The following is an 8,955-nucleotide window of genomic DNA, read 5'->3' on the forward strand; positions in this document are numbered from 1 at the left end:
TACTGGCCCGACAAAAAATATTAGAAGCCTCACAATACTGACAACGCATGATCATGAACCACCCGCAATCGTTGGCGGGACTGGATAAGGACGAATAGAATGTCGAATACCGTTTCCATGCAATTCCCCGATGGTTCCGTACGGGACTATGATGCATCGACCACCGGTGCTGCACTCGCGGAATCAATCTCCAAATCTCTCGCAAAAAAGGCAGTGGCCTATGCCGTCGACGGCACCGTGCGCGATCTTTCCGATCCGCTTGGCGCTTCCGGCAAGATCGAGATTCTCACCCGCGAAGACCCGCGCGCGCTCGAACTGATCCGTCACGATACGGCGCACGTTCTGGCGGAAGCCGTTCAGGAGCTTTTCCCGGGTACACAGGTTACAATTGGCCCCGTCATCGAAAACGGCTTCTATTACGACTTTGCGCGTAATGAACCGTTTACCCCGGACGATCTGCCGGTGATCGAAAAGAAGATGCGCGAGATCATTCAGCGCAACAAGGCGTTCACCAAGGAAATCTGGTCGCGCGACAAGGCCAAGCAGGTTTTTGCCGATAAGGGTGAAGCCTATAAGGTCGAACTCGTCGATGCGATTCCGGAAGGTCAGGACCTCAAGATCTATTATCAGGGTGACTGGTTCGATCTTTGCCGTGGTCCGCACATGGCTTCCACCGGCCAGATCGGCAATTCCTTCAAGCTGATGAAGGTTGCCGGTGCTTACTGGCGCGGTGATTCCAACAATCCGATGCTGACCCGTATCTACGGTACGGCATTTGCCAACGACAACGACCTTCAGGCCTATCTGCATATGCTTGAAGAGGCTGAAAAGCGCGATCATCGTCGTCTTGGCCGTGAAATGGACCTCTTCCACTTCCAGGAAGAAGGCCCGGGTGTCGTGTTCTGGCACGCCAAGGGCTGGAAAATGTTCCAGAATCTGGTGAGCTACATGCGCCGTCGCCTCGACAGCCACGGCTATCAGGAAGTCAACGCGCCACAGGTGCTCGACAAGTCGCTCTGGGAGACCTCCGGTCACTGGGGCTGGTATCGCGACAACATGTTCAAGGTAACGGTTGCCGGTGACGATACCGACGACGACCGCGTCTTTGCGCTGAAGCCGATGAACTGCCCGGGCCACGTGCAGATTTTCAAGCACGGCCTCAAGTCGTATCGCGATCTGCCGATCAAGCTTGCCGAGTTTGGCAATGTGCACCGGTATGAACCGTCGGGCGCTCTGCATGGCCTGATGCGCGTGCGCGGCTTTACGCAGGACGATGCGCACATCTTCTGCACCGAAGATCAGATGGCTGCGGAATGCCTGCGCATCAACGATCTCATTCTGTCGGTCTATAAAGATTTTGGCTTTGAAGGGATCACGATCAAGCTCTCGACCCGCCCTGAAAAGCGCGTCGGTTCGGACGAACTTTGGGATCGCGCTGAAAGCGTGATGATGACAGTGCTTGAAGAAATTCAGGCACAGTCGAACGATATCAAGACCGGCATTCTGCCGGGCGAGGGTGCGTTCTACGGACCAAAGTTCGAATATACGCTGAAGGACGCCATCGGTCGCGAATGGCAGTGCGGTACCACACAGGTCGATTTCAACCTGCCGGAGCGTTTTGGTGCGTTCTACATCGACAACGAATCGGAAAAGCGTCAGCCAGTTATGATCCATCGCGCCATCTGCGGCTCGATGGAGCGTTTCCTCGGCATTCTGATCGAAAACTTTGCCGGTCACATGCCGCTCTGGTTCGCGCCGGTTCAGGTCGTGGTGACGACGATCACTTCGGACGCTGACGATTATGCCATCGAAACAGCTGCCAAGTTGAAGGCTGCCGGTCTGCAGGTTGTCACAGATCTGCGTAACGAGAAGATCAACTACAAGGTTCGCGAACACTCGCTCCAGAAGGTTCCGGTCATTCTCGTCTGCGGCAAGCGTGAAGCGGAAGAGCAGACGGTCAACATGCGCCGCTTCGGCTCTCGCGATCAGGAAGCGATGACGCGCGATGAGGCAATTGCCCGTTTGACTGAAGAGGCAACCCCTCCGGATCTGATCCGCCTCAAGAATGGCGGCAGATAACAAGGGCCTCGCTCCAAACAAAAAGACCGCGCCTTGGCGCGGTCTTTTCTATTGCTGGGTAATTAATCATCTCAGTCGAGGCTGTCGTCAGATGCCTCAAATTCCTTATTGGCAATGACTTCGACTTCCTCATTTTTTCCAGAAGAAACCTTGAAGTCCCGCTGATAGATGCGGTCCTTGTTTTTCGCCACAGCAACATAATCGCCTTCGATCAGAACCAGCGAAGAATAGGCGCCAACGCTTTCACGCACCACATCGCCCGAAGCATTGAGAACCGACCATGATGTGTCGGCCAGTGCTTCACCGCCATGTTCGCGTACCAGCTTCAGCGTCAATTCCGCAGCGCGATGCTCAATCGTCGCTTCGGTGAGTTTGCCTGCCTCGACCCGAATATCGGCGCGGATAATGGCATTGGCCGAACCATAGTTCGAGACGACGTGGTAGGTGCCACTGTTGAGCCGGATAATGGCATTCGGCTTCACGTCCGGTACAATCAGCGAGCGTTCGCTGTTGTCTTCGTCGGCATAGATCGAGAATCGCAGCAGATCGTCATTGATCTTGCCTTTGTCGGGCAGAACGGCACTCAGCTTCATTCCGCCCGCATCGAGCATCATCAGTTCGTGCCGGGCATTGTTGCCAAGTGTGATGCGCTTGGTGGCGCCTGCACGCCCGTAAGCCACGTGAACGAGGTAACTACCCTCCGGCAGATTGAATGCGGCGCTGCCACCCTGTGCGCTGGCGATCAGCGGCAATTGCCCGTCTGGCCCGACATTGGGTGAAAAAACACGCCAGACCAGTCCCGTCGGAATGTCGCTGCCATCGTCTATCAGACGCGCTTTCAAATCCAGCTCGGTGGTTTTCATCAACGGATTGTTTTCCGGGCTCGTCGGCGACGCATAGGGGCTGAGCGTCGGCAGGTCGAGCGCGGGTTCAGGAAGGTTCAAACCGCCGCTTGCCTCGGCTGCAGGGTCAAGGCCCTGCGCCCATGCAGGCGCACCCGACATCCCGGCCAGCAGCGCAACAGCAAGCCATTCGCCGCGAAGATATCGTGATGTTTGAACGCAAGGCAGAAGTTTGAAAACCGACATAGCTTTTTTGAGCCCATGCGGGTGTCGAATTCAAGGCCAAATCGTTTCTGACACCGGCATTTTTTAGCCTTCGCCGTGCTGCGGTTTCTCCGAGTTTTGACTTTACACCGCCGTTGCAACGGGCGAGAAGAGGCGGCCCTCTCAAAAGAAGAGTGGCAATTCAGGTTTTAGCAAGTTCCAGTCGTGAGGTTTTCCGTGGCGCACCCGGTGTTCGATTTTCTAGCTCAGCGTAGTTCCACGCCGATTTCCGCAATTGGCGCTCCAGCACCAGAAGGCGAAGAACTGGCTGAACTGCTTAAAGTCGCAGCCCGCGTGCCTGATCATGGCCGTTTGACGCCCTGGCGCTTCATCCTCTACCGCGGTGACGCTCGCAAGCGGGTAGGGGAGTTTCTGGCCAAGCGCGCCGAAGAACGCGAAGGCCCACTACCGGAAGGCCGCAAAGAACAGGAATTGACCCGCTTCGCGCGTGCTCCGCTCGTCATCGGCATTGTGTCTTCGCCGGTGGCGCATGAGCGCATCCCGGAATGGGAGCAGTTTTTGTCGGCTGGCGCTGTGGCGATGAACTTCTGTATAGCTGCCAATGCGCTTGGTTATGCAACCAACTGGATTAGCAACTGGTATGCGGACGATGCACCGTCGCGCGCATATCTCGGTTTTGCCCCCAATGAACGCGTGGCTGGTTTCGTTCACATCGGCACCGCGGAAAACAAGATGCCGGAACGTCCCCGTGCGGATATGGACAAGATCGTTTCCGATTATTCCGGCCCGTGGGTGGAATAAGACAGAGCTTTAAAACTTTTTCCTAAGGCAAGGAAATAACGATGTTTTACGAGCCGAAAGAAGGGCATCCGCTGCCCCACAATCCCTTCAAGGCAATTGTCGCACCGCGTCCGATCGGCTGGATTGGTACGTGCTCGAAGGACGGAGCGGTCAATCTGGCTCCGTATTCTTTCTTCAACGCGATCTGCGATACGCCGCCGATGGTGATGTTTTCATCCAGCGGCATCAAGGACAGCGTGACTTTCATCGAGGAAACGGGTGAGTTCACGACCAATCTGGTGAGCGATCATCTCAAGACGCATATGAATGCGTCTTCCGTGGACGCGCCGCGTGGCACCAGCGAGTTCGGCTATGCCGGATTGACCCGTGCGCCATCGAAAATCATTGCCGCTCCGCGTGTGAAAGAGGCCTATGCGTCGCTGGAATGTGTCGTCGTCGACATCAGGCGGTTGCAGGACAAGGAAGGCAAGCCGACCGACAATTACATGGTCATCGGTGAAGTCGTCGGCGTTCACATTGATGAAAGCATTCTGACGGACGGACTGGTTGATATCGCCAAGGTCAAACCCGTGACGCGTCTCGGCTATATGGATTACGCCACGACGGAGAGCGTCTATCAGATGTTTCGCCCGAAATGGTCCGACAAGTGAGGGGCTTTTTCTTCGCATTATCCTACGCAAAACCGCTTCACACTTTTGCTGGAAATGCTTTACAGCCCCTTTTTCTTGGCTTCAATCCAGATTTCTTCCATTTCGTCGAGGCTTGCTGAATCGAGATTGTTTCCGGCCTCATCTAGCGTCTTCTCGATGAAATGGAAGCGTCGCTTGAATTTGTCATTGGCCGCAATCAGCGCCGTTTCGGCATCAATCTCAAGGTGGCGGCCAAGATTGACCATGGCGAAGAGCAGATCGCCATATTCTTCCGTGATATTGGCCTTGTCCTGCGCAGCCATAGCTTCTTTCAGCTCGGCAGTTTCTTCAGAAATCTTGTCGAGAATCGGCGCGGCTTCAGACCAGTCAAAGCCGACTTTTGCCGCTTTCTGCTGCAGTTTCAGCGCCCGGACGAGGGCAGGGAAGTTGGTTGGAATATCGTCGAGAAAACCGTTATTCTCATGCGTATCAAGCCCGAGATCTGCACGACGTTCTGCGCGCTCCGCCTTCTCTTCCGCTTTGATCCGGTTCCACGAGCCTTTGGCCATGCCAGCGCTGCGGGCTTCCTCATCTCCGAAGACATGCGGGTGACGGCGGATCATCTTATGGGTGATCGCCTCCACCACATTGCCGAAATCGAAACTGCCTTGCTCTTCGGCCATCCGCGCATGGAAAACCACCTGTAGCAAAAGATCACCCAGCTCCTCGCGCAGATCGTCCATGTCGTCGCGCTCAATAGCGTCGAGAACCTCATAGGCTTCTTCCAGCGTATAAGGCATGATCGATCGGAAGCTCTGCTCGACATCCCACGGGCAGCCGGTTTTCGGATCGCGAAGAGCAGCCATAATCTCAAGCAGGCGGTCGATATTGCGGGAAGGGGTCATCTGCGCTCCATCAAACTTCGCTAACTCCATTGCCAATTGCTGGCAAAGAATCATCTGGAACGGGTTGAAGTCCGTTGCCGATTTTGCATAGTCAGCTCGGGATCGCACATCGGGGCGGCATGTTCAACAAGTGGATACTTGATCGATGACAATTCTTGTGACTGGCGGCGCCGGCTATATCGGCTCTCATACCTGCGTTCAGCTGATCGAGGCAGGCCATGAAGTGGTCGTGGTCGATAATTTCGACAATAGTAACCCGGAAGCCCTTCACCGGATCGAGAAAATTACCGGACGCGCACCCATTCGCGAACCGGGAGACATTCGTGATCGCGCGCTGATGGAACAGATCATCACGCGCCACAAATGCACGGCAGTGATTCATTTTGCAGGCCTGAAGGCTGTCGGGGAATCAAGCGAAAAGCCACTGCATTATTATGACTGCAACGTATTGGGCACGCTGCGGCTGTTGCAGGCGATGGAAGCAACCGGCGTCAAGACGCTGGTATTCTCCTCATCCGCTACAGTTTACGGTGACCCGCAGAAGCTGCCGATCACCGAAGACCAGCAGCTCTCCGCAACGAACCCCTATGGTCGCACCAAGCTGATCATCGAAGAAATGCTGCGCGATCTCTACAATAGCGACAATAGCTGGAAGATCGCCATTCTGCGCTACTTCAACCCCGTCGGTGCGCATGAAAGCGGCCTGATTGGTGAAGACCCGAAAGGCATTCCGAACAATCTGATGCCGATCATCGCGCAGGTTGCGACCGGACGCCGTGAGAAGCTGAACATCTGGGGCAACGATTACGCAACGCCAGACGGCACGGGGGTTCGTGACTACATCCATGTGGTCGATCTGGCCGCTGGCCACCTTAAGGCGCTGAAAAAGCTGGATGAACCAAAATGCTTCGCCGTTAATCTCGGTACGGGGCAGGGCTACAGCGTTCTCGATGTCGTCAAGGCGTTCGAGCATGTCTCCAACCGCCAGATCAATTACGAGATCGCGCCACGCCGCCCGGGCGACGTTGCTGAATGCTATGCAGACCCAACCTTTGCCAACGATTTCCTTGGCTGGTCGGCCGAGAAGAATCTGCGCGAGATGTGCCAAGATATGTGGAACTGGCAGTCAAAAAACCCCAACGGCTACGAATAAGCTGGCAACCGCCTTTTAATCGCAAGCAAATCCCGGAAAAGTGAAGCAAGAGGGCCTGTTTTCCAACCGTCGAGGATTGAAAACAGGCCCGATGCGTTTAATAAACAGGCCCCGCAAAACAGGGCCCATGTCCCTGAATATTTCCCATGTTTCATGGACGCGATGCGGCGCCCGGTCCTCCCCCAAGGCGCGCCGAACAAGATTGGACGAAACTATGCGCTTCCTGCCGGATAAATTCACCTCAATGCTGATTGCCACAATTCTGCTGGCCTCGGTGCTTCCGGTGCAAGGCGAATTTGCGGAATGGTTCGGCATGGCGACGAAAGTCGCGGTCGGCCTTCTGTTCTTCCTGCATGGCGCGCGTCTTTCGCGTGAGGCCGTTATTTCAGGCATCACCCACTGGAGACTGCATCTGGCAGTTTTCCTCTCCACCTTCGTGCTGTTTCCGATCCTGGGTCTCGCAGCTGGCTGGGTTATCCCCGGTCTGGCGCAGTCCGCCTTCTATACCGGCATCCTCTATCTCTGCGTGCTGCCTTCGACGGTGCAGTCATCCATCGCCTTCACGTCCATGGCGGGCGGCAATGTTTCGGCGGCAATTGTTTCCGCTTCGGCGTCGAATATTTTTGGCATGTTTCTCACACCGCTTCTGGTAGGCCTGCTTTTTGCAGTGCAGAGCGGAGGAGGCGGCATCTCGCTTGATGCGTTTGAAGCCATTTTGCTGCAATTGCTGCTACCATTCGTTCTCGGTCAGATTCTGCAACCCTGGATCGGCAGCTTCATGCGGCGTAACAGCAAGCCGCTCAGCTTCGTGGATCGCGGTTCCATCCTGATGGTTGTCTATCTGGCCTTCAGCGAAGCCATCGTGGAAGGCCTTTGGAAATCAGTCTCTTGGGACGATCTCTTGATGATGGTGGGGGTCAATATAGTGTTGCTGATTGTCGTCCTGCTGATTACCTGGTACGGCAGCAAGCGACTGGGCTTTAATCGCGCCGATTGCATAACGATCATGTTTTGCGGCTCCAAAAAAAGCCTTGCCAGTGGTGCGCCAATGGCCAGCGCCATTTTCGCAAGCGCAAATGTTGGCAGTATTGTGCTACCATTGATGCTGTTTCATCAGATTCAGCTTATGGCTTGTGCGGTGATTGCGCGTAAACTGGCCGATCATAAGTAAGCTGCACGAACTATACAGACTTTGAAAAGGCATACGGCAATGGCGCAAACCGACGATAAATCCTTCAATGAGGACGCTCTGGCGGAAGCCTATGATCGTGCGCTCGCGCTTGAAAAAGCTGGCGATTTTGACGGTGCTGCGAAAGCCTATGAAGAAGTTCTGGCCATCGATCCCGACGATCACGGCGGTGCAGCCGTGCGGCTTGCCAGCATGGGGCGTGGCGCTGTTCCACTGAAAGCGCCCGACGCTTATGTGGCGACACTGTTCGACCAGCATGCCGAAATGTTCGACACAATTCTCGTCGACCAGCTTGGCTATGATGTGCCGTTGCAGCTGCGCGAAATATTGCTGGAGATCGATGAGGAATTTCATCGTGATCGTATGCTTGATCTCGGCTGCGGCACCGGCCTGTCGGCTGATGCGCTTGACGATATGGCGACGCACAAGACCGGCGTGGACATTTCTGAAAACATGATCGAAGTCGCGTTTGAAAAAGGCGATTACGACGCGCTGTTCGTTGGCGAAGCGGTACGTTTTCTTGAAACGACTGCCGAGGATAATTGGGATCTGATCGTGGCGACCGACGTGCTGCCTTATATGGGTGAGCTGGATCGCTTCTTTGCAGGCGTTGCGACGCAACTGGAGCCGGATGGCTATTTCGGTTTTTCAAGCGAAACGCAGGACGAAGCGCGCTTCGCGGGCCGGGCCTTCATGGTCGGCGATTATCAGCGTTTCGCACATGCCAAGTCATATGTGACGGCCATGCTGGATGCGCACGGCATGGACTGCATTCGCTGTGAGAACATCACTGTGCGCAGCGAGCAAGGTTCGCCGGTTCCCGGACATCTTTACGTCGCACGCCGTCGCTGACATTTCGCGTCAACGATAAAACTGAACCACGTGATCGGCGACCGAATGGCTTGGGTCATTGGATAAAGTTCGCGCTGTTGGGCGGCATTTGCTTATGTCGGGCGCAGTGCCTGAATAGACAGGCAGTGCAGAATACACATCACAATGTTCCATAATCTATCTTATGTGATCAATGCGTGTAGCCGGGGTGAGTTCTAGCTTGAAGTGCGACTTGCAAACGATAACAATGAGTTATCCCACGCAAGGAACCCGTCATGGAACGCACCTACTCGCATATTGA

The 8,955-nt window shown here is 55.1% G+C and carries 8 protein-coding genes; 6 read left to right on the top strand and 2 right to left on the bottom strand.

All coding sequences use genetic code 11. The features are described 5' to 3' along the window. The first annotated feature begins 99 nt into the window (after nt 1-99). Nucleotides 100-2,079 carry a threonine--tRNA ligase gene (gene thrS, locus FHW03_RS09935; protein WP_182520453.1) on the top strand — a complete coding sequence of 660 codons (1,980 nt, stop codon included), beginning with the start codon at nt 100-102 and terminating at the stop codon, nt 2,077-2,079. Between the two features lie 71 nt (nt 2,080-2,150). Here the strand turns inward: thrS and FHW03_RS09940 are convergent, their stop codons facing one another. Continuing rightward, nucleotides 2,151-3,167: a hypothetical protein gene (locus FHW03_RS09940; RefSeq protein WP_182520454.1), complete on the bottom strand. Its 1,017-nt coding sequence runs from the start codon at nt 3,165-3,167 to the stop codon at nt 2,151-2,153. A 195-nt stretch (nt 3,168-3,362) separates the two neighbouring features. Between FHW03_RS09940 and FHW03_RS09945 the strand changes: the two genes are divergently transcribed. After that, a complete protein-coding gene (locus tag FHW03_RS09945) occupies nt 3,363-3,947 on the top strand; it encodes a nitroreductase (RefSeq protein WP_182520455.1) in 585 nt (194 codons plus the stop codon). A 41-nt stretch (nt 3,948-3,988) separates the two neighbouring features. After that, entirely contained in the window at nt 3,989-4,597 is a 609-nt protein-coding gene (locus FHW03_RS09950) for a flavin reductase family protein (protein WP_182520456.1), read from the top strand. A gap of 59 nt (nt 4,598-4,656) precedes the next feature. On the opposite strand, the gene mazG is transcribed toward FHW03_RS09950, so the two are convergent. Further along, nucleotides 4,657-5,481, bottom strand: coding sequence for a nucleoside triphosphate pyrophosphohydrolase (mazG, locus tag FHW03_RS09955; RefSeq protein WP_182520457.1), 825 nt, complete (start codon nt 5,479-5,481; stop codon nt 4,657-4,659). Between the two features lie 145 nt (nt 5,482-5,626). Between mazG and galE the strand changes: the two genes are divergently transcribed. From galE to FHW03_RS09970, 3 genes are all read left to right on the top strand, one after another. Continuing rightward, entirely contained in the window at nt 5,627-6,634 is a 1,008-nt protein-coding gene (gene galE / locus FHW03_RS09960; protein ID WP_182520458.1) for a UDP-glucose 4-epimerase GalE, read from the top strand. A 214-nt stretch (nt 6,635-6,848) separates the two neighbouring features. Then, nucleotides 6,849-7,805 carry a bile acid:sodium symporter family protein gene (locus tag FHW03_RS09965; protein WP_182520493.1) on the top strand — a complete coding sequence of 319 codons (957 nt, stop codon included), beginning with the start codon at nt 6,849-6,851 and terminating at the stop codon, nt 7,803-7,805. 39 nt (nt 7,806-7,844) lie between these two features. Next, on the top strand, nt 7,845-8,675 hold the full coding sequence (locus FHW03_RS09970) for a methyltransferase domain-containing protein (protein ID WP_182520459.1): 831 nt from the start codon (nt 7,845-7,847) through the stop codon (nt 8,673-8,675). Nucleotides 8,676-8,955 lie beyond the last annotated feature (280 nt).

The organism is Ochrobactrum sp. RH2CCR150 (genome assembly GCA_014138095.1).
GTDB lineage: Bacteria > Pseudomonadota > Alphaproteobacteria > Rhizobiales > Rhizobiaceae > Brucella > Brucella gambitense.

What these genes read in the sequence shown, in the direction of transcription:
- thrS (WP_182520453.1), top strand. Translation starts at nt 100, where the DNA reads ATGTCGAATACCGTTTCCATGCAATTCCCCGATGGTTCCGTACGGGAC.
- FHW03_RS09940 (WP_182520454.1), bottom strand. Translation starts at nt 3,167, where the DNA reads ATGTCGGTTTTCAAACTTCTGCCTTGCGTTCAAACATCACGATATCTT.
- FHW03_RS09950 (WP_182520456.1), top strand. Translation starts at nt 3,989, where the DNA reads ATGTTTTACGAGCCGAAAGAAGGGCATCCGCTGCCCCACAATCCCTTC.
- mazG (WP_182520457.1), bottom strand. Translation starts at nt 5,481, where the DNA reads ATGACCCCTTCCCGCAATATCGACCGCCTGCTTGAGATTATGGCTGCT.
- galE (WP_182520458.1), top strand. Translation starts at nt 5,627, where the DNA reads ATGACAATTCTTGTGACTGGCGGCGCCGGCTATATCGGCTCTCATACC.
- FHW03_RS09965 (WP_182520493.1), top strand. Translation starts at nt 6,849, where the DNA reads ATGCGCTTCCTGCCGGATAAATTCACCTCAATGCTGATTGCCACAATT.
- FHW03_RS09970 (WP_182520459.1), top strand. Translation starts at nt 7,845, where the DNA reads ATGGCGCAAACCGACGATAAATCCTTCAATGAGGACGCTCTGGCGGAA.